This is a genomic window from Micromonospora sp. CA-263727 (assembly GCF_050942455.1).
Lineage (GTDB): Bacteria > Actinomycetota > Actinomycetes > Mycobacteriales > Micromonosporaceae > Micromonospora.
This window is the reverse complement of record NZ_CP192031.1, coordinates 3,604,518-3,629,005: the sequence shown is the minus strand read 5'-3', so window position 1 is coordinate 3,629,005 and position 24,488 is coordinate 3,604,518. Positions and strand designations below refer to the sequence as shown.

At 73.6% G+C, this 24,488-nt stretch carries 22 protein-coding genes; 9 read left to right on the top strand and 13 right to left on the bottom strand.

What is annotated here, in order from left to right; translation table 11 throughout:
- Positions 1-46: 46 nt before the first annotated feature.
- Together ACQPYA_RS16035 and ACQPYA_RS16030 are read right to left on the bottom strand one after the other, a co-directional pair.
- The gene (locus ACQPYA_RS16035; RefSeq protein ID WP_433527891.1) at positions 47-697 is read right to left on the bottom strand and encodes a LysE family translocator; all 651 of its coding nucleotides are present in this window, start codon (positions 695-697) and stop codon (positions 47-49) included.
- A gap of 124 nt (positions 698-821) precedes the next feature.
- Entirely contained in the window at positions 822-1,793 is a 972-nt protein-coding gene (locus tag ACQPYA_RS16030) for a right-handed parallel beta-helix repeat-containing protein (RefSeq protein ID WP_433527890.1), read from the bottom strand.
- Between ACQPYA_RS16030 and ACQPYA_RS16025 the strand changes: the two genes are divergently transcribed.
- Both ACQPYA_RS16025 and ACQPYA_RS16020 read left to right on the top strand, forming a co-directional pair.
- Positions 1,722-4,526, top strand: coding sequence for a BTAD domain-containing putative transcriptional regulator (locus tag ACQPYA_RS16025; protein WP_433527889.1), 2,805 nt, complete (start codon positions 1,722-1,724; stop codon positions 4,524-4,526). The genes ACQPYA_RS16030 and ACQPYA_RS16025 overlap by 72 nt on opposite strands.
- Before the next feature lie 328 nt (positions 4,527-4,854).
- Positions 4,855-5,445, top strand: a complete 591-nt coding sequence (locus tag ACQPYA_RS16020; RefSeq protein ID WP_433527888.1) for a DinB family protein — start codon at positions 4,855-4,857, stop codon at positions 5,443-5,445.
- Here the strand turns inward: ACQPYA_RS16020 and ACQPYA_RS16015 are convergent.
- The 3 genes from ACQPYA_RS16015 to ACQPYA_RS16005 form a co-directional block, all read right to left on the bottom strand.
- Positions 5,408-5,890, bottom strand: coding sequence for an HNH endonuclease (locus ACQPYA_RS16015; protein WP_433527887.1), 483 nt, complete (start codon positions 5,888-5,890; stop codon positions 5,408-5,410). The genes ACQPYA_RS16020 and ACQPYA_RS16015 overlap by 38 nt on opposite strands.
- Positions 5,891-5,951: 61 nt before the next feature.
- A complete protein-coding gene (locus ACQPYA_RS16010; protein WP_433527886.1) occupies positions 5,952-6,731 on the bottom strand; it encodes an FkbM family methyltransferase in 780 nt (259 codons plus the stop codon).
- 55 nt (positions 6,732-6,786) lie between these two features.
- Complete coding sequence (locus ACQPYA_RS16005; RefSeq protein ID WP_433527885.1) at positions 6,787-7,059, bottom strand: hypothetical protein; 273 nt, start codon at positions 7,057-7,059, stop codon at positions 6,787-6,789.
- A 94-nt stretch (positions 7,060-7,153) separates the two neighbouring features.
- Between ACQPYA_RS16005 and ACQPYA_RS16000 the strand changes: the two genes are divergently transcribed.
- The 4 genes from ACQPYA_RS16000 (at position 7,154) to ACQPYA_RS15985 (ending at position 9,855) form a co-directional block, all read left to right on the top strand.
- The gene (locus ACQPYA_RS16000; RefSeq protein ID WP_433527884.1) at positions 7,154-7,624 is read left to right on the top strand and encodes a MarR family winged helix-turn-helix transcriptional regulator; all 471 of its coding nucleotides are present in this window, start codon (positions 7,154-7,156) and stop codon (positions 7,622-7,624) included.
- A 133-nt stretch (positions 7,625-7,757) separates the two neighbouring features.
- Positions 7,758-8,174, top strand: coding sequence for a DUF6069 family protein (locus ACQPYA_RS15995; RefSeq protein ID WP_433527883.1), 417 nt, complete (start codon positions 7,758-7,760; stop codon positions 8,172-8,174).
- A gap of 149 nt (positions 8,175-8,323) precedes the next feature.
- On the top strand, positions 8,324-9,322 hold the full coding sequence (locus tag ACQPYA_RS15990; protein WP_433527882.1) for a tyrosine-type recombinase/integrase: 999 nt from the start codon (positions 8,324-8,326) through the stop codon (positions 9,320-9,322).
- A gap of 74 nt (positions 9,323-9,396) precedes the next feature.
- Complete coding sequence (locus ACQPYA_RS15985; RefSeq protein WP_433527881.1) at positions 9,397-9,855, top strand: Rv0361 family membrane protein; 459 nt, start codon at positions 9,397-9,399, stop codon at positions 9,853-9,855.
- Here ACQPYA_RS15985 and ACQPYA_RS15980 read toward each other — a convergent pair whose 3' ends face one another.
- The 7 genes from ACQPYA_RS15980 to ACQPYA_RS15950 all read right to left on the bottom strand — a co-directional run bounded on the left by ACQPYA_RS15980 (position 9,856) and on the right by ACQPYA_RS15950 (position 20,812).
- A complete protein-coding gene (locus tag ACQPYA_RS15980; protein WP_433527880.1) occupies positions 9,856-10,554 on the bottom strand; it encodes an ABC transporter ATP-binding protein in 699 nt (232 codons plus the stop codon).
- Positions 10,555-10,615: 61 nt separating this feature from the next.
- Entirely contained in the window at positions 10,616-11,584 is a 969-nt protein-coding gene (locus ACQPYA_RS15975) for an ABC transporter ATP-binding protein (protein WP_433527879.1), read from the bottom strand.
- 67 nt (positions 11,585-11,651) lie between these two features.
- Positions 11,652-14,363, bottom strand: coding sequence for an FtsX-like permease family protein (locus ACQPYA_RS15970; RefSeq protein ID WP_433527878.1), 2,712 nt, complete (start codon positions 14,361-14,363; stop codon positions 11,652-11,654).
- 170 nt (positions 14,364-14,533) lie between these two features.
- Positions 14,534-17,740, bottom strand: coding sequence for an FtsX-like permease family protein (locus tag ACQPYA_RS15965; protein WP_433527877.1), 3,207 nt, complete (start codon positions 17,738-17,740; stop codon positions 14,534-14,536).
- Positions 17,741-17,850: 110 nt separating this feature from the next.
- Positions 17,851-18,534, bottom strand: a complete 684-nt coding sequence (locus tag ACQPYA_RS15960) for a thymidine kinase (protein ID WP_433533508.1) — start codon at positions 18,532-18,534, stop codon at positions 17,851-17,853.
- A 93-nt stretch (positions 18,535-18,627) separates the two neighbouring features.
- Positions 18,628-20,022, bottom strand: coding sequence for an MFS transporter (locus ACQPYA_RS15955; RefSeq protein WP_433527876.1), 1,395 nt, complete (start codon positions 20,020-20,022; stop codon positions 18,628-18,630).
- A 22-nt stretch (positions 20,023-20,044) separates the two neighbouring features.
- Positions 20,045-20,812 (bottom strand): glycerophosphodiester phosphodiesterase, encoded by a 768-nt coding sequence (locus ACQPYA_RS15950; protein ID WP_433527875.1) that lies wholly within the window; start codon positions 20,810-20,812, stop codon positions 20,045-20,047.
- 124 nt (positions 20,813-20,936) lie between these two features.
- On the opposite strand from ACQPYA_RS15950, the gene ACQPYA_RS15945 reads away from it, so the two are divergent.
- The 3 genes from ACQPYA_RS15945 to ACQPYA_RS15935 are packed head-to-tail and all read left to right on the top strand — an operon-like array spanning position 20,937 to position 23,627.
- A complete protein-coding gene (locus ACQPYA_RS15945) occupies positions 20,937-21,605 on the top strand; it encodes a hypothetical protein (protein ID WP_433527874.1) in 669 nt (222 codons plus the stop codon).
- A complete protein-coding gene (locus ACQPYA_RS15940) occupies positions 21,602-23,251 on the top strand; it encodes a hypothetical protein (protein ID WP_433527873.1) in 1,650 nt (549 codons plus the stop codon). Before ACQPYA_RS15945 ends, ACQPYA_RS15940 begins: the two co-directional genes overlap by 4 nt.
- Before the next feature lie 16 nt (positions 23,252-23,267).
- Positions 23,268-23,627 (top strand): hypothetical protein, encoded by a 360-nt coding sequence (locus ACQPYA_RS15935; protein ID WP_433527872.1) that lies wholly within the window; start codon positions 23,268-23,270, stop codon positions 23,625-23,627.
- Between the two features lie 59 nt (positions 23,628-23,686).
- Here ACQPYA_RS15935 and ACQPYA_RS15930 read toward each other — a convergent pair whose 3' ends face one another.
- A complete protein-coding gene (locus ACQPYA_RS15930) occupies positions 23,687-24,466 on the bottom strand; it encodes a lysophospholipid acyltransferase family protein (protein WP_433527871.1) in 780 nt (259 codons plus the stop codon).
- Between the last annotated feature and the right edge of the window lie 22 nt (positions 24,467-24,488).

Below are 24,488 nucleotides of genomic sequence, written 5' to 3'. Positions count from 1 at the left end.
CGGCTACCGCGGTAGCTGATTCTTCGCCGCCATCGGACTGCCCCGATCAGCCGGCGGCGACCGCAGCGCGGGATCGGTCGGTCGCGATCCGCACCGCCAGCGCCGCCAGCACCGTGCCCATCAGCGCCCGCTGTAGCCGCAGCCACATCGGCCGCCGGCCCAGGAACGTGGCGATCCCGCCGGCGGCCAGTACGATCACCGCGTTCACCGTCAACGCCACCACGATCTGGGTCAGTCCCAGCAGCAGGCTCTGCGTCGCCACGTTGCCCCGGGCGGGGTCGATGAACTGCGGCAGCAGCGAGACGTACAGGATGGCGATCTTCGGGTTGAGCAGGTTGGTGACCAGCCCCATGGTGAACAGCCGCCGGGTCGGGTCCGGTGGCAGCGGCGCCGGGGTGAACGGCGAATGGCCGCCCGGCCGGATCGCCTGCCAGGCCAGCCACAGCAGGTACGCCGCGCCGGCCAGCTTGACCGCCGTGTACAGCGCCGGTACCAGCACGAAGACGGTGGCGATACCGGCCACCGCGGCGCTCAGGTAGACCGCGAAACCCGCGGCGACCCCGAGCAGCGAGATCAGGCCGGCGCGCCGGCCCTGGGTCACCGACCGCGACACCAGGTAGACCATGTTCGGCCCCGGCGTCAGCACCAGCCCCAGGGCGACCAGCGCGATCCCGACAATTCCAGCCGTACTCACCATCGCCTGCCCCCGTCCCACATCCCGCCCGAGCCTATGCCACCGGGGAACGCCGACACCGCGCCGGCGGAGCGTGCGTCGCCCCGCCGGCGCTTCCAGGGCCCCCGTTGGGGCGATCACGCCGGCCCTAGATCCTGGTGTTGCCGCCCTTGTTGACGATGCTGGCCTTCTTGCAGTTGCCCCAGGTGAGCGGAAGCCCGGTGCTGCCACCTCCACGGCCGCCCCACCTGATCAGCGAGATCTTCTTGCCGGAGTAGCCGGTTCCGTACTTGTTGTTCTTGAAGATGTTGCCGCTCCCGCACACCTCCTTCTTGTCCAGCCGGCCCCACTCGCTGAACATGGCGTACTGGCCGGACTTGATGAAGGTGTTCCCGCTCACCACGTTCTTCTTGCTTCCGTCCCTGATCCGCACGGGGTCACCGGTGATCGACGAGAATTTGTTGCCGGTGATGCTGCTGTTCGAGGTCTTGACCAGGTAGACCCCGTGCATCATCCCGCGGTTACTCAGGTTGGAGAAGACATTCTTCCTGATCACGATGCCGGAGGAGTTCTTCACATGGACCGCGGCGTACCCGGTGGCACCGCTGAGATTCTTGAATCGGTTCCCGCTGATCGTGACGTTCCTGACGTTCCTGAGCAGGATCGCGTTGGCATGGCCGGAGAACGTCTTGCCGCTGATGGTGAAGCCGCCGCGGCCGCCGTCGATGCAGAGCTGGTAGTCACCCACGGGGCACTTGACCTGTCCCGGGTACTTGGCGGCGACGGCGGCCTGAGCCGGCGCCACGAGTCCGAGGACGAGTGCGGCGCTGCCGGCCAGTGCGATCAATCCACGCTTGAGCACTGAAGATCCCAATCGGTGAGTAGGGATGCGGATGGTCCTACCGGGGCCATCGGCGCGTGTGTCCGTGCCCGCCCCGTTGGAGTCAGCATCCGCGTCCCGCCATACGTAAATGCTTGCCGGAACCTTGAATTCACAGCTCAGAATGGATGACCGGTGGTCGGCGTCAGCGGCGGACAGTGAGGGCGCATGGTCGTGGAGTTCAGGCTGCTGGGCGACGTCGCGGCGCTCATCGACGGCGATCCGGTCGACCTCGGCCATGTACGGCAGCGATGCGTCCTGGCGGTGCTGCTGGTCGAGGCGAACAAGGTCGTACACGTGGACCAGCTCATTGAGCGGGTGTGGACGGATCGGCCACCGCAGCGGGCACGCAGCTCCCTCTACAGCTACCTGTCACGGTTGCGCCGCTGCCTGAGCGCCGCCGAAGACGTCGGCATCGTCCAGCAACGCGGCGGCTACCTGCTGACGGTCGATCCCCTGGCGGTGGACCTGCACCGCTTCGACGCGCTGGTGTCCCGCGCCCGCCGGGCAGCCGACGACGACCACGCCCTGCGGCTGTTCGACGAGGCGATCGGCCTGTGGCGGGGGGAGGCATTCGCGCAGCTGGACACCCCCTGGTTCACCATCCTTCGTACCGCGCTGCATCAGGGACGGCTCGCGGCCGAACGCGACCGGACCGACGCCGCCCTGCGCAGCGGTCGGCATTCGACGCTGCTGCCCGAGTTGTCGCGCTGCGTTGCCGAAGAGCCGTTGGACGAGCGTCTCGCCGGCCAACTGATGCTGGCGCTGGCCCGATCAGGCAGACAGGCCGAGGCCCTCGACCACTATCAGCGGATCCGGCACCGCCTGGCCGACGTGTTGGGCGTCGACCCCGGCCCCGACCTTCAGGAGCTGCATCTGCGCATCCTCCACGGCGACCGCGAGTTCGCCGCCTCGGCCGTGCCGCGCGCCGCCGCCGGACCGGCCGCTCCCCGGCAGCTGCCGGCGCCGCCCGCGATGTTCGCGGGCCGGGTCCGTGAGCTGGCCGCGCTGACCGACGCGCTGGACCGGCAGGCCGAACCGGAACGCGCGGCCGTCATCTCGGTCGTCGGGGGGATGGGTGGGATCGGCAAGACCTGGCTCGTGTTGCGGTGGGCCCACGACAACCTGGACCGGTTTCCCGGCGGGCAGCTGTACGTGAACCTGCGCGGCTTCGAGCCCTCCGCGCAACCGTTGCCGCCGGTGGTGGCGCTGCGGGGCTTCCTCGACGCGCTCGGCGTGCCGCCCGGGTCGGTGCCGACGGAGCGGGACGCGTTGGCCGGCCGGTACCGCAGCATGGTGTCCGGCCGGCGGATGCTGATCGTGCTCGACAACGCCCGCGACGCCGAGCAGGTACGGCCGCTCCTGCCCGGCGTCCCCGGATGCGCGGTGGTGGTGACCAGCCGGCAGCAGCTGTCCGGCCTGGTGGCGGTCGAGGGCGCCAGCCCGATCACCCTCGACCCGCTCACCGCCGCCGAGGCTCGCGAGCTGCTGGCGAGCCGGCTGAGCGACGGCCGGGTGGCCGCCGAACCGAGACCGGTGGAGGGAATCGTCGAGCGGTGTTCCGGGCTGCCGCTGGCGCTGGCGATCGTGGCGGCCCGCGCGGCGGCGCACCCCGGGTTCCCGCTCGCCGCGCTGGACCGGGAGTTGGCCGAGTTGCAGGGCAGCCTCGACGGCTTCGCCGGCGGTGGGGACCCGGTCACCGACCTGCGTTCGGTCTTCTCCTGGTCGCACCGGGCGCTCGGCGAGCCGGCGGCGCGGCTGTTCCGCCTGCTCGGGCTGCATCCCGGGCCGGACATCTCGGTGCGGGCCGCGGCCAGCCTCGCCGCCCTGCCCGAGCGGCAGGCGCGTCCCCTGCTCGGCGAACTCGTCCGGTCGCAACTGGTGGTGGAGCGGGTGCCGGGCAGGTACACCTGCCACGACCTGCTGCGGGCGTACGCGGCGGAGTTGGTCGAGTCGGAGCCGGCGGGGGCCCGCCGCGCCGCCCTGCACCGGATCGTGGACCACTATCTGCACAGTGCCTGTCGCGCCGACCGGCAGCTGTCCCCACTTCGGGACCCAATCGTGCCGCCGCCGGTCCATCCCGACGTGGAGCCGGAACAGCCGGTGGACAACACACAGGCGTTGGCCTGGTTCGCCGAGGAACACGGGGTGCTCGTGCGGGTGGTGGAGCTGGCCGCGCGGCACGGCTTCGACCGGCACGTCTGGCAGTTGGCGTGGGCGTTGACCACCTTCCTGAGCCGCCGAAGCCACTGGGACGACCTGATCGCCGTACAGGGGCGCGCGCTGGCCGCCGCCGAGCGTGACGGCGGTCGGGCGGCGAGGGCGCAGGCGCACCGCGATGTCGCTCCCGCCTACTCCGAGACGGGCCGGTTCGAGTTGGCCCGCGCTCACCTGGAGCGCGCGCTGGCGCTGCTGGAGGAGCTTGCCGACCGGGTCGGTCAGGCGCACACCCTGCTGACTCTGAGCTGGGCCAGCGAGAAGGAGGGCGACCAGGCGGCCGCGTTGCGCCACGACGAGCGGGCGCTACGGCTCTTCCGCGACAGCGGGCACGAGGCGGGAGAGGCCCGCGCACTCAACGCGGTCGGCTGGGACCACGCCATGCTCGGCGAGCACGAGGAGGCGATCCGCTGCTGCCAGCGGGCGGTCGCCCTGCAACGCCGGCTCGGCGACCTGACCGGCGAGGCGAACAGTTGGGACACGCTCGGCTACGCCCATCACCATCTCGGTCAGTACCGGCGGGCGGCTCGCTGCTATCGCCGGGCGCTGGACCTCAGCCGGGAACTGGGACACCGGCACAACGAGGCGGAGGCGCTGCGGCACCTGGGTGACACCCACCAGGCCCTCGGCGACCCGGAAGCCGCCTGCGGCTGCTGGCGGCAAGCCCTGGAGATCCTCACCGAGATAGGGCACCCGGGCGTAGCGCAGCTGCGCGCCAAGGTCGAGGCGAGCCAGGGTGCGACCGCCGTGCGCTGACCGGCACCACTGCCGCTCAGCGCCGCCGCAGGCGGCAGCACGCAGGTCAGCATCGGGAGGGTGAACTCGCCGTCCGAGGTCGCCGGCCTGCTCGCCGGGAAGGCGGACCGATCCCGCCCGCGCGTCCCCCGGCGCTCCCGAACCTTTATCGGATTACCGGTTACCGAAATCCAATATTTATTGCCCACGAAGCGGACATATCGCAAGCACATCATAATGACTGTTAAGGTGAGTAAGGCATTACGCTGGTGTAAGTTTCCCACCCCGGCCATGTCCCGGATGCCATGTAGTTGGGATGGCGGTCAAGGCACAAGGAAGACTGGCGGGCATGGCTGACTTGGGCGATGCGAAGGCTGCGCTGCACCACTACCTCCAGGCGATTCGCGAGAACCTGATCTGGAAGCTCGACGGGCTGAGCGAACGTGAGGCCAGGCTGCCCCGCACCGCGACCGGCAACAACCTGCTGGGAGTCCTCAAGCATTGCCTCAATGTCGAAGCCGGCTACTTCGGGCCTACCTTCGGGCGCGAATTCCCGACCCCTGAGGAACTGGTTCCCATGCGGGCGTTCGAGGAGGACCCGCAGGCGGACTGGTACGCGCGGGAGGAGGAGACGAAGGATGGGCTGATCGACTTGTATCGCCGTGTCGGGGTGTTCGCGGATCAGACGATCGAACAGCTACCGCTCGACGCGCCGGGGCGGGTGTCGTGGTGGCGGCCAGGTGGACAGGACGTGACGCTGCAAAGGATCATCGTCCACGTGACCTGCGACCTCGCTCGTCACGCCGGTCACGCCGACATCATGCGCGAGCAGCACGACACGGTGATCGGCCTGCGGCGGGAGGATCCCAACATCCCGCACGACTTTGACTGGCCGACGTACGTCACCAAGCTGACGAAGCTGGCCGACCGCTTCGGATAGCCGCGCGTGCTTCGGCGACCTCTGCGGCCTGACGCTCGCGCCAGCGCTTCTGTGCCTCGCGGTTGCACCTCCGGCAGACTCGCCGGAAACGGCCCGTCGCCGGATCGACCTCCCGGTCGTGCCCGTTGCGGCACTGCGGGCGCCGGGCGCGTTCGCGGCAGTTGTCCGAGTGGCTGAGCTGGCGCAGGTGGGTCGGCTCGATGCAGTCCGGTGCCCCGCAGTCGTGGTGGACCTCAAGGGCGGGGTCGTAGCCACCGACGAAGACCACGTACGCCGCGATGTGCGCCCAGGCCCGGCCTCCGAGTTTCTGGTACACGCCGCGCCGGCTGCCGTAGCCGCGCACGACGAGGCAGCCGTTGTCGGTGCGCGTCGAGCGGCTCAGCAGGTAGACCCGGAGCGTGTCCTCGGTGAAGTGTCGGGACAGGCCGTTGATCTGGGACAGCACCACGCCAGGGTAGGCGGCGGGTGCGACGCCGCCTTGCGGGGGAGCGTCGACGCCCGCCAGGTCAGGCCGGTGACCGGACGCAGTAGACGTCGCCGGAGTTGGTCTCGTGCGGCAGCGCGAGCAGGTGCGTCGCCATCTCCTCGGCGGACGCCCACCGGCCGAGGGTCAACGACTTGTGGTCGCCGAGCGCCACGTCGAAGCCGTCGAAGCCGAGTGCGGCGAGCCGGTCCAGGCAGCGTAGCGCCACCGGCCGCCCGATCGTGGTGAACTCGAACGACAACGCGGGCAGCGGGCGGCTCAGGCCACCGAGCACCGCGTCCTCGAAACCCTCCACGTCGATCTTGGTGAAGGCCGGGGTGCCGTGCTCGGCGATCAGGGCGTCCACGGTGGTGACCGGCACCTCGATCTGTCCGTCCCATACCTGGCCCTCCCAGCCGCCGGCGCCGGCGGCCGCGGCCACGAAGTCGGTGGAGGCGGTGGAGACGGTCGGGTTGGCCGAGTTGACCAGGAAACCGATCCGGCCCGGCTGTGCCCCGCAGGCCGCCTCGACCAGGGTGACCTGGTCGTCGTCGGCGTAGATGGCGCGCAGCGCCCGTAGGCACAGCGGCTGTGGCTCGACGGCGACGACCCGGGCGCCGAGCCGGCGGAAGCTGCCGATGTGGTCACCCACGTGCGAGCCGATGTCGAAGACCAGGTCGCCGGGGCGGACGAAGCGGGCGTAGAAGGCGTCCATCGCCGCGTCGCGCCCGGGATCGCCGTAGTACACCTCCAGCGACCGGCGCAGCGACGCGGTGGCCGGATCGGCCTTGAGTGCCTCGACGGCGGCGGAGTGCGTGCCCATCGCAGCACCCTAACCGCCCGGGTGGCCGGCCGGTGGCACTCCGCGCGGCCCGCGGTCACCCGGCGTGACGTACCTCGGTCTGCCAGATGTCGGCCCACGGGCGGCGCAGCCCCCGGCGCAGCCAGAGCGGCCCGCCGTTCTCGTCGTTGTCGACGTCGGCCGGCAGGTCCACCCGCCCGGCCAGGGTGACCTCGGTGAACGCCGGCCAGCCGATGGTCTCGCCGGCGTCGTAGTTGACGGCCACCACGAAGTCGGGCAGCCGGTCGGCCGGCGGCGTCGGGGGCGACACCTCCTCGGCGCGGGCCGGCGGCGTCGCCGATGCGGTCATGACGTCGATTGTCGGCCACCGTGGCCGTTCGCCGGGTCCCTGGTTCCTGACTGGGCAACGATCCCGTGCCGGAACATCTTGTTAACCTCATTGTATGACCTCCCCGTCGCCGGGTCGCCCGTCGGACCTGATGTTCCTGCTCAGTTGGGCCAGTCACGCGCTGCGCGCGGAGCACGCCGCCGGCCTGACCGAGTTGGGCATCTCACCCCGGGCCCACTGCGTGTTGTCGCGGGCCCGGGCCGGCGGCCTCACCCAGCGGCAGATCGGCGAGCTGTGCGGGGTGGACAAGACGACCATGGTGGTGACGCTGGACCAGCTGGAGGCGGCCGGGCTGGCCCGGCGGGTGCCCTCGCCGACCGACCGGCGGGCCCGGTTGGTCGAGGTCACCGCGGAGGGGGAGCGGGTGCTCGACCAGGCCCAGCAGATCGCCGCCCGACTCGACCAGGACGTGCTCGCCGTGCTGCCGGAGGCCGAGCGGGAGGTGTTCCTGCGGGCGATCCAACGCCTGGTCGTCGAGCGGCTCTCCGGCGGCGGGGGGTGCGGGCCGACCGGCTCGGTCTGCTGATCCCGGTCGTCGACCAGCGGCCGGGGCCGGCGGTGTGTCACGCCCGGCGACTTTATGGTCCCGGCAAAGATAGTTTCGTGCGGGACGATCTGGTACGGTCGTGGTTGTTGGTGTCCCCGATCGAGGAGCAGCCATGAGCAGCACCACCGTGCAGCCCGTCAGCACCACCTCGCCTCTGCGCCGCCGTGCCGCCGGCGTGGCCGCTGCCGTCCTGGCCAGCGCCGTGATCTGGATCGTCGGCGCGATCGCCGGCGTCGACTACGCGGTACGCAGTCCGGGGCAGCCGGAGACGGTCGTCAACCTCGGCCCGGTGATCGTCATCTCCGCCGGCTCGGCGTTGTTGGGCTGGGCGGCGTTGGCCCTCCTGGAGCGGGTCGCCGGCCGTCGGGCCACCGGCATCTGGTTCGCCCTCGCGGTGGTGGTGACGCTGCTCTCGTTCGTCCCCCTCCTCCAGGTGGACGCCACCGGCGGCGCCAAGGTCGCCCTGGGCGTGATGCACCTGGCGGTGCCGGCGGCCCTGGTCGCCCTGCTGCCCAAGCGCGACCACTGACCGACGGGGGAGATGGCCGGGCCGGCCGCCCGGCCATCTCGGTCAGTCCCCGGCGAGAAGGTCGCGCCAGCGGGCCGGGTGTCACCACCCACGACGATCACCGGCGCGCCTGATCGCCAACCGCCGGCCGAGCTGAGAACCTTTTTCATATGCGTTCGCAGGACACTCCGGTGCTGTACCGTCCCCCGGCCCATCCCGCCCTGCCCGGTGGGCCGGTCGCCGTCACCGAGGCGTGGCTGCGCAACCGCCGACTCAGCGAACACACCCGCGACGCGTACCGCCGCGACGTCACCGGCTGGCTGGCCTGGTGCGACACCCGCCACCTCGACCCGCTGCGGGCGAACTTCCTGCACGTCAACGAGTACGCGCGGGCGTTGGAGAGCACCCTGGCCGCGCGCACCGGCCGGCCGCTGACCCCGGCGACCGTGGCCCGCAAACTCTCCGCCCTGTCCAGCTGGTACGACTTCCTGGCCAAACTGCGGGCGGTCGACACCAACCCGGTCGCCGGCGCCGACCGGCCCCGCATCGACCGGGACCACTCCGCCACGGTGGGCCTGACCCCCGACGAGGTCGACGCGCTGCTCGCCGCCGCCGAGGCCGACACCGGGGCGGTCGCCGCCCGCAACCGGGCCGCCATCGCCCTGCTGGCCGACCTGGGGCTGCGGGTCGGGGAACTGGTCTCGCTCGACGTCGACGACCTCGGCGCCGAGCGGGGGCACCGCAGCGTGCGCTTCGTCGGCAAGGGCGGCAAGCCCCGCCGCCGGGCACTCACCCCGGGCACGGCGTACGCGGTGGACGCGTACCTGGCCGAACGGGCCGCCGGCCAGGGCGTGGCCGTACCACAGCTCACCGGGGCGCTGCTGGTCACCACGAGCGGGGCCCGCCTGGACCGGCACTCGGTGTTCCGGCTGGTCCGCCGGCTCGCCCGCAGCGCCGGGATACCCGCGTGGGCGCGACTGTCGCCACACTCGCTACGACACGCCTTCGCCACCACCGCCCGCGCCGAGGGAGTGCCACTGGAGGACGTGCAGGACGCGATGGGCCACGCCGACCCGCGCACCACCCGCCGCTACGACCGGGACCGACACAACCTCGACCGCGACCCCGCGTACGCCGTCTGGGCGGCCCGGGCCCGCCGCCGCGGCTGACCCGGCCCGCCGGGCGGACCGGCCGCGCCGGCTTTCCGCCCGCCGCCGCGACCGATTCTCTACCGTCGGATGATGTGGGCGCAGCGCAGCCGTGGAGCAGGCCGGCCCGGCGACGCCAACCGGTGCGGGCCGGGCTCGTCTTCGTCGGCGCCGGGATGGCCCTGTGCTGTGTCGGCGTCGCCGGCCTGGGCGCCTGGAACGTGCAGCTGGTCACCCAGGCCGCCGGCCCGGTCCGGGACACCGCCGAGGGGTTCCTCCGGCAGGTCACCGCGGGCGACACCGACGGCGCGTACGAGCGACTCTGCGCCGACTCGCGCAGCCGGTGGAGCCAGCTCGGCTTCACCAGCTGGGTACGCACCCCGCCGGTGGTGCGCGACTACGAGATCGTGGACGTGTCGGTGGCCACCCGCAGCGGCCGGCCCTACGGCACCGTCACCGTACGGCTGACCCGCGACAGCGGCGGCACCGAACAGCGGGACCTGTCGGTGGTGCGGGAGGACGGCGGCTGGCGGGTCTGCGGCGACCCGTACTGATCACACCCCGACCGGTTCGGTGGACTCGACCAGTCGACCGTCACGCAACACCAGCACCCGGTCGGCCAACTCCACCAGCGTCGGGTCGTGCGTGGCCACCAGGGCGGTCATCCCCCGGGCGTGCACCAGCGCCCGCAGCAGGTCCATCACCGCCCGGCCGGTCTCCGAATCCAGCTGGCCGGTGGGCTCGTCGGCGATCAGCAACGCCGGATCGTTGGCCAGCGCCCGGGCGATCGCCACCCGCTGCTGCTGCCCACCGGACAACTCGTACGGGCGCTGCCCGGCGTGGCCGCCCAGCCCGACCAGCTCCAGCAGCACCGCCACCCGTTCCTCGCGCTGGGCGGCAGGCACCTTCGCCAACCGCATCGGCACCCCGATGTTCTCCGCCGCGGACAGGATCGGGATCAGCCCGAAGGACTGGAACACGAAACCGACCGTGTCCCGGCGCAGCCGCAGCAGGTCCCGCTCACCGGCCGAGGTCACCTCGTGGCCGGCCACCCACACCCGCCCGGAGGTGGGCCGGTCCAGGCCGCCGATGAGATTCAACAGGGTGGTCTTGCCCGCCCCGGAGCGCCCCCGCACCGCGACCAGCTCGCCCCGGCCGGCACGCAGCGACACGTCCCGCACCGCGTGGACCACCCGGTCGCCGCTGCCGTAGTCACGGCACAGCCCCTCGACCCGGACCAGATCCTCGCTCATCCCGTCACCCCGCTTCGCTGAGTGCCGGCAGGAGGCGCCACCGCACTGATGATTCGCGCGCTCACCGCGTACCCCTCTCGTCCCCCGAACGGATCTGCACGTGGTCCGGTTCCAGGGTCAGCCTCACCCGGTCCCGCAGCGCCAACGCGTCGACGAAACCGGCCGGCAGCTGCATCCGTCCGGCCCGGTCCAGCACCGCGTACTCCTCGGTGACCAGTTCCTCGACGCCGTCGACGCCGACCCGTGCGGTGCGGTGCACCTCCGAGGCGGTCCGCCCGTCCCGGATCGCCACGGTCCGCCGCACCTGGGAGGCGACCTGCGGGTCATGGGTGACCACCACGACGGTCACGCCCAGCTCGGCGTTGATGGCGCGCAGCGCGGCGAACACCTCCGCCGCCGTCGCCTCGTCCAGCTCACCGGTCGGCTCGTCGGCGAAGAGCACCTCCGGGTCGTTGGCCACGGCCACCGCGACGGCGCAGCGCTGCTGCTCGCCGCCGCTCATCTGCCCCGGCCGGCGGTCCGCGCAATACCCGACGCCGACCATCTCCAGCAGCTCCGCCGCCCGCCGCCGGCCCGCCCGACCACCCCGCCCGGCCAGCCGCATCGGCAGCTCCACGTTCTCCCGGGCGCTCAGGTACGGCAGCAGGTTACGGCCGGTCTGCTGCCACACGAAGCCGACCGTGTGCCGCCGGTACCGCAGCCGCCTACCCGCCGACATGGTCAACAGGTCGTAGCCGGCCACCCGGGCGATCCCCGCGGTCGGCGTGTCCAGCCCGGACAGGATGTTCAACACGGTGGACTTGCCCGACCCGGACGCGCCCACGATGGCCACCAGCTCGCCCCGGTCGACGACCAGGTCGAGACCCTGCAACGCGACGACCTCCACCCCCTCGGTGGTGAAGATGCGCACCAGGCCGTCGCAGACGATGTGCCCGCGCAGCCGGTCGGCGCCGCCGGCCCGGGCAGCGGCCCGTTCCGCCGCCCGCTGCTGCAACGTCGCGAGATCCGGAACATCCTTCACCACGGTCACGCCGCCACCCCACTTCGCCGCGCGCCGACCTGCACCGGCGCTGACTGTTCCGCCCGCCGCCGCCCGCTCATGGGCTCTCCTCTCCGAGACGCAGCACCTCGCCGAGGCGCATCCGTCGGTTCACCAGGTTCTCCACGGCCAGGCCGGCCGCCAGGCCGAGCACCACCAACCCCAGCACCCCGCCCACGACCAGCGGATCCAGATGGGGGCGGATCGGCACGTCGGGAGCGAACGCGGCCAACCCGAGGGTCGGGCCGAGCAGCCGGGGCAGCAGCAGCCCCACCGCCCCGCCGGTCACCGCCGCGACCAGCACCAGCGGCACCAGCTCGTACACCAGCAGCCGGCGGCCGTGCGCGGCGGAGAGCCCCATCGTGCGCAGCCGGGACAGCATCCGGCCCCGACCGGCGGCGTCCGCGACCACCGCGAACCCGACGGCGAGCACGGCCAGTGCCGTCCCCCCGGCCGCACCGACGGTGAACGCCAGGGTCAGCACCTCGTTGGCCCCGGTCCGGTCCAGTCCCGCCCGGTACGCCCGCCGGGTCTCCAGCGCCGCCGGCAGCTCCGGCCGCGCCACCTCCACGCCGAGCACCGCGGACTGCCGCCGACGCTGCTCGTCGTCGGCCACGCCCAGCAGGTACGCCTCGTCGATGTCGTCGCCGGCGAGCAGGAACCGGTTGGGGATGATCGGCGTGAACGCGTACTCGGGCAGCGCCTGCCACGGCAGCACCACGAACCGGTCGACCCCCAACCCCACACCGGGAAAGGTGTCGGCCACCGCGGCGACCTGGAACTCGTACAGCCGGCCCTGGACATCGGCCACCGCGGCGTCGCCCAACTCCGCCGCCAACCCGGGAGAAACCACCGCGGGCACCGGCCCGTCACCACGGGCGGCGGCGCGCAGCACGGCGGGCACCTCGACGTCGACCCCGCTGCGGGCCACCACCTCGGCGAACGCCGGGCCGTCCAGCACCAGCACCCGCGCCTGACCGAGCACCGTCGCCTCCGGCCCGACCTGCGACAACAACCGCCGGTTGGACTCCACCCACACCCGGGCCACCGCCTGCACCCCCGGCACCCCGGTCAGCGCGTCGGCCGAGTCGGGGGAGAAGGCGTACCCGGTCAGCCAGGCGTCGGCCGGCACGGTCAGCGCCGCGGCCCGGTCCCGGGCCGCCGCCACGGTGGTGGTGACCACCCCACCGAACACGCCGGTGCTGACCGCGACGATCAGCACCGCCAGCGGCCCCAGCGCGACCGGCGCACCCCGGCCGGCGCGGGCCACGCCGAGGAACACCAGCGCACCCCGGGCCCGCCCGGCCCACCGCCCGGCCAGCCGCAGCGGCCACGGCAACAGCCGGATCGCCACCAGCGCGGCGGCGACCGCGACCAGCACCGGCACCGAGCTGAGGTACGCGTCGACCCCGCCGCTCGGGTCGAGGCCACGGCGGCGCAGCAGCACCACACCCAGCCCGGCGAGGACCACCACGCTGGCCTCCACGGTCAGCCGGCGTACCGACGGGCGTTGCCGGACCAGATCGCCGCGGGCGGCGACCAGCCCACCCCGCCGCTGGTGGATCATGGCCAGCACCGGCACCACCGCGGTGGTGAGCACGGCCAGCAGCAGCACCGCCCACGGGGCCCCGTCCGACCGGCCCGGCATCCGGGTGGCGACCAGCCAGCCGAGCAGCACCGCCACGGGTTGCACCGGCGCCGCCTCGACCAGGGTTCGCCGGCCGATCGCGGCCAGCGACGCACCCCGGGCCCGCAGCAACGCCAGTTCGGCGCGGCGACGCTGCACCGCCAGGCGGGCGGCCAGCAGGATCAACCCGAGCAGGCTGGCGACCAGACCGGTCTGCGCGATGGCCAGCAGGGCCCGCACCGCGTGCAACTGCCCGGCGAACCGGGCCAGGGCGACGTCCAGCGACGTGTGCACCGTCGCGCCGGGCCGCCACTGGACACGCCGGGACTCGTCCACCGCCGTGGCCACCGCCTCCAGCGTGGCGGTGTCCAGCCGCCGCTCGTCGAAGCGGTACCGCCATTCGGAGGTGGCGGGCGTGCCGCTGCCGACGGACACCGCGTCGATCCCGGCCCAGTCGGTGATCGCCGCGGCGATGTAGGGCTCGCCGTCGGCGACCGGCACCACCGGATCCAGGGCCAGAATCAGGTCGTCCCAGACCGGGTCGCCGGCGTCGCGTGCCTCGAACACCCCGACGACCTGCGCCTGCGCCCGCTTCGACGCGACGGGACCGGCGAAACGCAACCGGCTGCCGGGGCGCAGCGACAGGACCTCGGCCACCGCCGCCGACACCGCCAACTCGGCGGGCCGACCCACCTCGCCGCGCGGCCAGCGGCCGGCGGTCAGGACGGCCGCCTCCTCGATCCCGGTCTGCGCACGCAGGCCGACCTTCTTGATCGCGCCACCGTCCATCGGCGGGTCGTCGCCGGTGGCGGTCAGCCGCTCCTCGTCCAGCGCGGCGGCATACCACCGGCGATCCACCAGGCCGGGCAGCGGCTGCGGCAACGCCCCGGCGAACCGGTCGAGGTCGGCCCGGCCCGACGCGGCCGGCACCGGCTCGTCAGGTTGCCGCTCCACGGCGATCGACACGTCGCGGACGAGATGCGGCAACCGGGCCACGTCGGCCTGCAAACTCCGGTCGGCGTACCCGTTGGCCAGCCGAGGCAGGCCGCTCACCAGCAGCGCCGCCACCAACCCCAGCACCGCCAGCAAACCCACGTGCGCACCGAACGCCCTGATCCGCTGCGCCACGTTCCTCGCGCTCACCGGGCCGGCCTTTCGCTCGCGACTGCGGTACTCCGCTGCGCCACGTTCCTCGCGCTCACCGGACCGGCCTTTCGTTCGCGACTGCGGGGCTCGCAAGCTCACTCCTCGCGCTCACCGGACCCGCCTTTCGCTCGCGACTGCGGTACTTCGCTGCGCTGCGTTCCTCGCGCTCACCGGTCCTCCCCGATACGGAGTTGGGTTGCGGCCAGCCGCCGCATCGTCACCGACACCGCCGCGCTGAACGCCAACGCCAGTGCCAGCAGGCCCACGCCGGTGGCCACCACGGGTGGCCAGTCGACGGTCAACAGCGGCGGCGGGTGGGGCCGGTTGGCCGACGGGGTGAGGATGACCAGCGGCGCCATCGCCGCGGCGACGCCGACCCCGACGGCCAACCCGACCAGCACCCCCATCCCGGCCAGAAACGACTGCTCGGCCAGCAGCGACCTGGCCACCAGGCGGTGCCCCGCGCCGAGGGTGCGCAGCACGGCCAACTCGGTGGCCCGCCGGCGGGCGGTGGCGCTGACGTCCACGGCCACCCCGACGGCGGCCAGCAGCACCGCGGCCAGGGCGGCGGCGAACAGCGCACCCCGGGCACCCACCCCGAACGGATCCCGGGCCAGCTCGGCGGCGACGCCCTCCCGGTTCAGCACGGCCAGGCCGCCGAGCGCGGTGGCGGCGGTGGCCACCGGCTCCGCCTGCCCGGGCCGGGCGGCCACCCACCACTCCTGCGGCGAGCGGACGAGGCCGCTGTCGTGGAAGATCCGGGTACTCAGCGACGGCAGGTCGACCAGCAGGGCGGCGTCCTCGGCGTCACCGGGCAGCGCGGCCACCGTGTCGACCACGGTGACCTCGACGCCGGCGCCACCGAGGACCAGCTGTGTCCGCGTGCCGACGTCCCGGCGCAGCGCGGCGAGCGCCTGCGGGGTGGCCACCGCCGGCACCGCGCCGCCCGCCGCCGGCCGGGAGATGCCCAGTTGCAGGGTCTTCCCGCTGGCGAAGACGTCCGATGCCCCGCTGCGTCCATAGGTGACCGCCAGGCCGCCCCCGACGGCCGTCGCCGAAGCCACCGGACCGGACCGGTCGACCATCCGCCACGGCCCGTCGCCGGCCAGGTCGACCGGCCTGCCGCGGGAGGCGTCCGGGCTGGCCCGCAGGTCGGTCAGCTGCCAGTCGAGCGTCATCTGGTCGCTGCCGACGGTCTCCGTGGTGAACCCGGCCAGCCGCCACGGCGTCTCCCCGGCCGGCAGGTCGACGGAGAACCGCAGCGGTTCGCCGTTGCCGGTGGCACCCAGCAGCAGCCGCCGGTGCCCGTCGCGTGGCCCGGCCAGCACCACGTGGTGGCGGACCGACGCGATGACACCGAAGGGAGAGGTGACCGTGGTGCGCAGCCGCCCGGTCAGCCGACGGGTGCCCGCCGGCAGCGGGGTGTCCGGCGCGGTGACGCGCCCGTCGGCGAGGCCGCCGAACAGCTCGTCGGTGGAGCCGCCGGCCAGGTCGGGGCGGATCCGCACCACCTGGTCGGCGGCCTGGGCGTCCAACGCCAGCACGGTGACCGGCTCGGACTCCGGTCCGACCCGCAGGCGGTCCCGCCAGGCCGCCAGGACCGCCGCCGCGCCCGGCAGCTCGGCGAGCTGGTCGGCCCGGTCGTCGGCAGCGGAACCGTTGATCTCGGTCAGCCGCAGGTCGGCGCCGACCTGGTGGGCGGCCTGGTCGTCGAGGGACTGTCGGGAGGTGCCGGCGAGGGACCAGGCGAGGGTGCCGACCGCGACGGCGAGGGCGAGCAGCAGCACCGGTCCGGCGTGCGGCCGCCGGCCGGCCTGCCAGGTGCCGAGCATGGTGGCGGTCCACGGCCTGCGGTCCACCCACCGTTCGGCGAGCCGGACCAGCGGCGGCAGCAGCCGCAGGGCCAGCACCGCCCCGGCCAGCACCCCGAGGGTGGGCGCGGCGGCCAGCAGCGGGTCGACGCCCAACTCCCCGCCCCGGGAACGGGACAGCGGTGAGGAGTACCGGCCGAGCTGGTACCAGGCGAGCAGGGCCAGACCGACCAGCACAACATCGAGTCCGGCCCGCTGCACCATGCCGCGCCGGCTCGGGCGCGACCGGCTGGCCAGGTCGGCGACGTAGCTTCCGCCGCGGCGCAGGCTGGGCCCGATCATCGCCAGCCCGCAACCGGCGGCTGCGGCCCCGGCCACCAGCCAGAGCATCGAGTCGGGCGAGACGTCCGGGCGCAGCGAGACCGCGGCGAGCCCGGGTAGCCGGTGGGCGAACCCGAGCAGCTCGGCGACGATCGGCGGGGCAAGGGCCGCGGCGGGCAGGACGACCAGGGTGGCCTCCCGCGCGGTCAGCCCGGCCAGTTGCCAGCGGCTGGCGCCCCGGGCGCGCAGCAGCGCGGTCTCGCCGCGGCGATGCTCGGTGAGCAGGACGGCGACCAGCAGCAGCGCGTACCCGCCGAGCACCATCACCAGCAGCATCGGGGTGACCAGCGCGGACCGGCCGACGAGGGTGGCCTGCTGCAACCGTGGCACCAGGACGGTGAGGTCGCTGGTGGCCACCGCGGAGTCACCGAGACCGGCCGCCTCCGGGGTGGTGGTGACGATCCGGGTGGCGGCCCCGGCCAGCCGGTCCAGCGCGCTGGTGGCGCCGATCGCGGAGAGGTCGGGCTCGACCAGCCAGCCGGCGGAGGCGTTGGCCAGGAAGTGGGCGACGAAGTCGTCACGGGCGACGGTCAGCGGGCCGTAGGTGGCCGCCTGCGGCAGCGAGCCGTGCGCCGTCTCCGGCGCCAGCCGCCAGTACGCGGCACCGGGGTCCACGGGCGTGAACACACCCACCACGGTCACCTCGGTGACCTGCCCGGTGAGCCCGTCGGTGATCGGGATGCGGTCGCCGACCCCCACCCGCAGCGCCGCGGCGGCCACCGCGGCCACCGCGGTCTGCGGTGCCGGCGCGCCGGGCTGCGGCCAGGCGCCGGCGGTGAGCCGGGCGTGCGCGGGCAGATCGTCGAGGAACATCACCGAGGCGTAGATGCTGCCGGTGCGGTCGGCGACGGCGTCGCCGGTGTCGCCCCGCAGTTGCCGGCCGGCCGCGTACCCGGCCGTGGTGACCCGGGCGGCCAGCCCGTCCAGGTCGGCGCCCACCTGAGCCCGCAGCGCGGTGTCCCGCTCGCGCAGGGCCTCGCCGGTCCGCCCGGCCGAGGCCCGCACCAGCACCGACCGTTCCTGCGCGGTGGCCGCGGCGAGCACGTTGCGGGTGCCGGAGTCGACCACGTCCCGGTTGTACGCGGCCAGCCCGGTGAGGGCGACCGTCGCCACCAGGGCCGCCCCGGCCGCGGCGAGCAGCAGCCCCTTCGTGCCCCGGGCACGCCGCCACGCGAACCTCATTCGTCCCGTACCCCCGCAGGTTCACGGGCCGGGTACGCCCGTGGTCGCCATCTCGTCACGCACCAGAAGTGGCGGGGCCCCGGGAAAGGTTCGCAGCGGTGATCGTTTTGTTATCCGGGCCCGAGGTCGCCGGCCCGGTGGTGCCGCCGGCAGAGCACCTGGTAGCGGACCTCGCCGGTGTCGACCGTGTCACCGATGACCACCTGTTCGCCCTCGCGGACCACCCGGCCACCCGCGACCCGCGCGTTGAGCAGCCCCTCCCGGCCGCACCAGCAGAGCACCTCGACCTGGATCCGGGCCACCGAGTCGGCCAGCTCGAACAGCCGCTGCGCGGCGGGGAACAGGCAGGACCGGAAGTCGGTGGCCAGGCCGAAGGCGTACACGTCGACGTCGTAACTGTCGACCAGCTCGGCCATCTGCTCCACATGCTCCACCGAGTAGAAGCTGGCCTCGTCGCAGATCAGGTAGTCGACCCGTACCCCGTCGGCCCAGGCGTCGCGGACCAGGGCCCGCAGGTCGAGCGAGTCGGTGACCTCGATCGCCTCGTGGGCCAACCCGATGCGGGTGGTGACCTGCGGGCCCAACGAACGGTCGATGCGCGTGGTCACCAGGCCGCGGCGGCCCTGCCGGGAATGGTTGTAGTTCATCTGCAGGGCCATCGTGGACTTGCCGCAGTCCATCGGCCCCCAGTAGAACCGCAGCGCGGCGGCGTGCGCCGGCCGCCCGTCGACGCCGCGGGCCGCCGCGCACCCGGCCAGGTGGCCGCCCGGCCCGGCCAGCGGGGATCGGGCCAGGCAGGTCGGTGCGGCGTCGTCGGCGGTAGTCACGGACGGGCAGCCTAGTCGATCGGCGTCCCCGAGCCGATCAACACGGGCAGGCGGTGTGGGTCAGAGCACCCGTGGTGGGGTGTTGCCGGCGGCGACGATCGCCCGGCGCATCGGGACCGCCAGCAGCAGCAGGAAACCGACCACGAAGAAGATCAGCAGGGAGACCAGGCCCACCCGGTAGGAGTTGGTGAGCTGGAACACCAGACCGAACGCCAGCGGGCCGAGCCAACTGGTGCCCTTGTCGCTGATCTCGTAGAAGCCGTAGTACTCGCCCTCCTTGCCGGCCGGGATCAGCTGGCTGAACAGCGACCGGCTCAGCGCCTGGCTGCCGCCGAGGACCAGACCGATGGCGCCACCGAGCACCATGAACTGCAGCGGCGCCTCGGCGGGCAGCCGAAACGCGGCGACGATCACCGCGGTCCACAGCACCAGGCTCAGCAGGACGGTCTTCCACGCGCCGATCCGCCCGGCCAGCGCGCCCAGCGCCAGCGCCCCGCCGAAGGCCAGGAACTGCACCAGCAGGATCGTCACGATCAGCGTGCTCTGCTCCAGCCGCAGCTCCTCGGTGCCGTACTGGCTGGCCAGGGTGATGACGGTCTGGATGCCGTCGTTGTAGACCAGGAACGCCAGCAGGAAGTACAGCGTCAACGGGTACGCCTTGATCTCCCGCAGGGTGCGGCCGAGCTGCCGGAACCCGTCGGTGAGCACGTTGCCGCGGCCACCGGCGGCAAGCGCCGCGGCGGTCGGATGCTCGCGCAGCCAGCGCAGCGGCACCAGGGTGAACGCCGCCCACCACAGGCCCGCCGACACGATCGACCAGCGGGCCATGTCCAGGGTGCGCTCGGCGGTGCCGTTGTCGAACGACTGCACCGCGACCAGGTTCAACGCCAGCAGCAGACCACCGCCGAGGTAGCCCAGCGCCCAGCCTCGGCTGGAGATGGCGTCGCGTTCGTCCGGCCCGCCCAGCTGCGGCAGGAACGAGTTGTACACCACGATCGCCGCGCCGAAACTGATGTTGGCCACCACGAACAGCACGCCGCCGAGCAGGTACCGGTCGCCGGTGACGAACATCATCCCGATGGTCGCGCCGGCCCCGGTGAACGCCGTCCCGGCGAGCAGCCGCTTCTTGTGCAGCGACCGGTCGGCGATCGCCCCGATCACCGGCAGGACGAAGACCGTCAACAGCACCGACAGCGAGATCAGGTACGGGTAGTACGAGCCGGCGGCCACCTTGATGCCCAGCGGGTACACGTACCCGGCGCACTCCTCGCCGAGCTCGCACCCGGCGGCGACCTTCGCCACGCTGGTCAGGAACGGCCCGAGGAAGACCGTGATGACGGTGGTCTGGAAGGCCGAGTTGGCCCAGTCGTAGAAATACCAGCCGGTGCGTTCGCGGCGGGTGCTGGTCGGTGGTGGTGGACTGTCCTGCGCCGCAGGGGTCGCCGTGTCGGCCATGTGGGATCCTCGCCCAGGGGGGTCAGGCGGCCCAGTGGCCGCGGCTGCGGTAGACGTCGCGCAGCACGCCGACGTGGTCGGTCATGATGCCATCAACACCGAGATCAAGTAAGTCGTGCATCTCGGCAGGTTCGTCGATCGTCCAGACGTGCACCTGCAACCCGAGTCGGTGGGCCATCCGCAGGAACCGGCGGTCGACCACCGGCAGCCGGCCGTAGCGCACCGGCACCTGCGCGGCCACCACCGACGGCGGCAGCCGCACCGGCCGGCCGGTCAGCGAGGCCCAGCGCAGCCGGGCCACCCCGCGTACGCCGAGACCGGTGGCCACCCGCCCGTGGGTCAGGGCCCGCAACCGGGCCAGCCGGGCATCGCTGAACGAGGCCAGCAGCACCCGGTCACCGGCACCGGCCCGGGCGACCGTGGCCACCGTCGGCGCCACCCCCCGGTCGGACTTGACGTCGATGTTGAACCGCACCTGTGGCCACGCGTCGAGCACCTCGTCCAGGCGGGGGACCACCGCGGCGCCGCCGACACGCACCGCGGCCAGGTCGGCCCAGCGCAGCGCGGAGATCCGGCCACGCTGCCCGGTGACCCGTTGCAGCGTGTCGTCGTGGAACACCACGGCCACCCCGTCGGCGGTGCCGTGCACGTCGGTCTCCACGTACCGGTAGCCGAGGTCGATCGCGCGGGCGAAGGCCGCCGTGGTGTTCTCGTCGCCCTCGGCGGCGCCGCCACGGTGGGCGAAGGCCAGCGGGGCCGGGGCGTCCAGGTAGGGGTGACCGGGTGGCACGCAGCGCAGTATGCCCGGCCCCGGTGACCGGGTGGCAACCGGGACACGGCATCCCGCCCGTAGCGACTGCCGGATACCGGACAGGTACGGACGGCATCCGCACCGTAGCGGGCATCATGTGCGGGTGATGCCGTGGCCGACGTCCGAGCAGCCCGCTCAGTCGATTACGCCCCGGGCGACGCTCACCGCACACCCGGTTGATCCGCTGCCACCCCGGATCACGCCACCCGCCCCGCCGCCGGCGCGACGCCGGATACCGAACGCCGCCCGGGTCTTCGTGGCGCTGGTGCTGGCCGTCGGCAGCCCGTGGGGAAACCGGCAGTTGCAGGACTGGCTCGACCCCCTGCCCCGTGAAGACGGCCCCGCCGGCCTGGCGTTGGAACTGACCCGGACCCTCGGATACGGGCTGGCGTGGCCACGATGGGACGCGGAGCCGGCCTCGTCCCGATTCGTCGGGTACTGGCTCGCGGAGAACCTGCGTACGCTGCTGTTCATCGCGATCACGGTGTGGCTGCTCGGCCGGCTCGTCGCCCTACCGGCGCCAACGCGGCCGTACCAGGCGCTGGCAGTGCTCGGCGCGAGCGTGGCCAGCGCGGTGACCGCCACGCTCGGGGGAATCGTCTTCGCCCTGCTCGTCGACGACGCCGGACCCCTCACCGACCTGCGGCCGTTGACCCTGAGTGCCGTCGGTGGTGGCGTCATCGCCGGTCTGGCCTACGGCCTGCTGCTGATCGGGCTCATGACACGATCGCGCGCCGGTGACCGCCGCGCCGACGCAGGACCGACGAGATGACCCTGCCCCCGAGCGGTCCCACCGCGCCGCCGACGCTGCCGACGCAGCGCCCACCCCTGCGGCAGCCCGACAGCGCGGCCACCCGTTACCTCTGCGTGGCCGCGCACACCGACGAGCAGTTCGCCGAGCGGATGCTCGACGAGGTGCTCGGCGACCACCTGCGGGCGGTCGCACCGTCCGTGGGCTTCGACCTGTCGCCGGTACTGCGGCACTGCCTGGCCGCCCGTCGCCGCAGCCGCCGCCGCGACCTGAGGCTGCTCGTCCTCGGCGGCCTGGCGCTGCTGGTCGCCCCGCTCTGGACGGTGCTGGTGGCCCTCGCGATGAGAGCCGGCGCCGTGATCCGGCAGAACCAGCGGGGCTCACTCGCTCCGCTGCTGTGGATGGTTGCGACCGCGCTGGTCTCGCTGCTGCTGCTGATCCAGCTCGACGGTGCCGCCGACGACACGGTGCCCGGCTGGTTGTTCGGCCGGCCGTGGCTGGCACTGCCGGCGGGCATCGCCGCGTTCCTGGTGCTCGTGACGCACCTGCACGGCACCCGGCGGCTGCTGGTGACCCGGCTGCGCCGCGACCGGTTCGTCGCGGCGGCACCCGACGAGACACCGGTGCCGGAGCGGTACGCCGCACGGCTGGCGGCCGTCGACGAGGCGCAGCGGGGCAACGTCACCGTCTACGGCGGGTACGTCCCGTTCGTCGGGCACGGCACGCCGGTGGCCGGCTGGTCGTTCGCCCTGCCGATCCGGCCGGCCGAACACGTCGCCGGCGAAGCGACGACGCCGTTCACCGTGCTGGAACTGATCGACCACGTCCGGGACCGGCTGGCCGGGCTGGACACCGCGGCGAGCCCGGACCGGTTGGCCGGGCTGGTGCTGGAGGACCGGGTCTTCGTCGGCGGCCGACTGCTGGCCGACGACGCCCGGCTGCTGCCGGAGCGGGCCCGGATGCCGCGGCAGCTCTGGTCCGACGAGGAGATACGCCAGGTCGCCGCCCATCCCCAGGGCGCCACCCGCCACTACCTGTGCGCCATCGTGCCGTCCTGGGGTGCGGAGGTGGTGGCCAGCACCTTCCTGCACTTCTCCACCGAGGGTCGGCTGCTCTACCTGGAGTGCGCCCGCACCGTGCTGGAGCCGCCACGGCTGGCCTACCACGACGTGGACCGGCTCACCGAGCGGCTGTCGGCCAACCAGCTGGTGCAGTTGCTCGCCACCGGCAGCGACCAGCTGCTACCCACCGCCTTCGCTTCGGCGGAGCGGCTGCTGGGCGACCTGGTCGACGTCCTGAGCCACGGACGGCGGCAGACGCGGCTGCGCCGGCTGGCCGACGAGGACCTCGGCTACGACTACGGCGCCCGGGCCGGGGTGCGGGAGTTGGCGGCCGGCGCCGACTACCACAACTACTTCCAGGTACTGGACGCCGCCAAACACCTGAAGGTGGTGGAGCGGCACGTGCTCGCGGCGATCGTGGACTTCCTCGACGACCGGGGCGTGGACACCGCGGAGCTACGCAACCGGCAGATGACCATTCTCAACCAGGGGGTCGTCCAGACCGGCGGGCTCAGCGTGATCGGCAACCAGGCGGTGGGGGCGGGCGCCCATGCCGAACAACACGGGCAGCCGGCGCCGGCGCCGGGCGGCGAGCGGCCCGCCTGAGACAGGGGAGGAACGCATGTCGGAGGCATCGGCGAACTACGGCATCCAGCAGTCCGGCGGGGTGAGTCAGGTCGGCAACCAGGCGGTGGGTCCCGGGGCGTACGCGGTCGGCGGCGGCCTGTGGGCGACGGCCCCCGGCGTCGACGTGCCGGCCCTGGTCGCCCAACTGGTGGGGGTGCTCGACCGGCACGGTGACGAGCTGCCGGATCCGGCCCGCGCGGTGGCGGCGGAGCTGCGGATCCAGCTGGCCCGGCCGGATCCGGAGCCGGCCCGGGTGACGGCGCTGTTGCAGCGACTGGCGGCGTTGGCCGCGCCGGTGGCGCCGGTCGCCTCGGCGGTTACCGAGGTATTGCGGGCGGTGCAGCAGGCCAGCTGAACCCGGCGGACGCGCGCGCTGATCCGACCGCGTGCCCGGCGGCGCAGCCAGCCGGGCGGTCAGCCGGCGGCGGGTCGGCGGCGGTGCGAGCGGCTGGTGTCGGTCGGCCGCCCGGGGTCGACGTGCCGAGGCCGGTCGGGCTCGTCCGGGCGCAACGGGACGAGGGTGTCGGTGAGGGCGTCGATGATCCGGTCGGTGCCCAGCCGGGCCGCCCCGGCAACACCGTGGGTCAGGTCGGACAGGTCCACCGGGACGCCGAAGTGCACCCGCACCCTCGGGCGGCGCAGCAGCGCGCGGGCCACGCCGCCGAGCAGCCCCTTGGGCGTCCGGTAGGGCAGCACCTCGTGGGAGCCCCACTGGGCGACCGGGACGACGGGGGCGCCGCAGGACAGGGCGAGCCGGGCGGCGCCGGTCTTGCCGCGTTCGGGCCACAGGCCCGGGTCCAGGCCGATGCGTCCCTCCGGGTAGACCAGGATCGGCGCGCCGGCGATGGCCGCCGCGGCGGCGTCGTCCAGGGCCCGGTGCACGCCGCTGGTGCCCCGGTCGACGCGGATGTGCCCGGCGCTGCGCATGGCGGCCCCGATCACGGGGGTGCGGAACAGCCCACCGGTGGCCATGATCCGGGGGGCCACCCGGCGGTGCCGGCAGGCGGCGGCGAGCACGATCGGGTCGAACGGGCTGATGTGGTTGGCGGCCAGGATCAGCGGCCCACCCCGCAGCGCGGCCGGGATGTCGCCGGTGACCTCCAGCCGGGCCAGCAGCCCGACGACGACGCGGGCGAGCAGCTGCGCGGCCCGCCAGATCAGCGGCGGCCGCCAGGGCGAGTGGAGGGTGTCCATCAGCGGGCCATGGTCGCACGGC

What these genes read in the sequence shown, in the direction of transcription:
- ACQPYA_RS16020 (WP_433527888.1), top strand. Translation starts at nt 4,855, where the DNA reads ATGGCTGACTTGGGCGATGCGAAGGCTGCGCTGCACCACTACCTCCAG.
- ACQPYA_RS15940 (WP_433527873.1), top strand. Translation starts at nt 21,602, where the DNA reads ATGACCCTGCCCCCGAGCGGTCCCACCGCGCCGCCGACGCTGCCGACG.
- ACQPYA_RS15955 (WP_433527876.1), bottom strand. Translation starts at nt 20,022, where the DNA reads ATGGCCGACACGGCGACCCCTGCGGCGCAGGACAGTCCACCACCACCG.
- ACQPYA_RS16000 (WP_433527884.1), top strand. Translation starts at nt 7,154, where the DNA reads ATGACCTCCCCGTCGCCGGGTCGCCCGTCGGACCTGATGTTCCTGCTC.
- ACQPYA_RS15965 (WP_433527877.1), bottom strand. Translation starts at nt 17,740, where the DNA reads ATGAGGTTCGCGTGGCGGCGTGCCCGGGGCACGAAGGGGCTGCTGCTC.
- ACQPYA_RS15930 (WP_433527871.1), bottom strand. Translation starts at nt 24,466, where the DNA reads ATGGACACCCTCCACTCGCCCTGGCGGCCGCCGCTGATCTGGCGGGCC.
- ACQPYA_RS15990 (WP_433527882.1), top strand. Translation starts at nt 8,324, where the DNA reads ATGCGTTCGCAGGACACTCCGGTGCTGTACCGTCCCCCGGCCCATCCC.
- ACQPYA_RS16010 (WP_433527886.1), bottom strand. Translation starts at nt 6,731, where the DNA reads ATGGGCACGCACTCCGCCGCCGTCGAGGCACTCAAGGCCGATCCGGCC.
- ACQPYA_RS16005 (WP_433527885.1), bottom strand. Translation starts at nt 7,059, where the DNA reads ATGACCGCATCGGCGACGCCGCCGGCCCGCGCCGAGGAGGTGTCGCCC.
- ACQPYA_RS15995 (WP_433527883.1), top strand. Translation starts at nt 7,758, where the DNA reads ATGAGCAGCACCACCGTGCAGCCCGTCAGCACCACCTCGCCTCTGCGC.
- ACQPYA_RS16030 (WP_433527890.1), bottom strand. Translation starts at nt 1,793, where the DNA reads ATGGCCGAGGTCGACCGGATCGCCGTCGATGAGCGCCGCGACGTCGCC.
- ACQPYA_RS15980 (WP_433527880.1), bottom strand. Translation starts at nt 10,554, where the DNA reads ATGAGCGAGGATCTGGTCCGGGTCGAGGGGCTGTGCCGTGACTACGGC.
- ACQPYA_RS15935 (WP_433527872.1), top strand. Translation starts at nt 23,268, where the DNA reads ATGTCGGAGGCATCGGCGAACTACGGCATCCAGCAGTCCGGCGGGGTG.
- ACQPYA_RS16025 (WP_433527889.1), top strand. Translation starts at nt 1,722, where the DNA reads ATGGTCGTGGAGTTCAGGCTGCTGGGCGACGTCGCGGCGCTCATCGAC.
- ACQPYA_RS16035 (WP_433527891.1), bottom strand. Translation starts at nt 697, where the DNA reads ATGGTGAGTACGGCTGGAATTGTCGGGATCGCGCTGGTCGCCCTGGGG.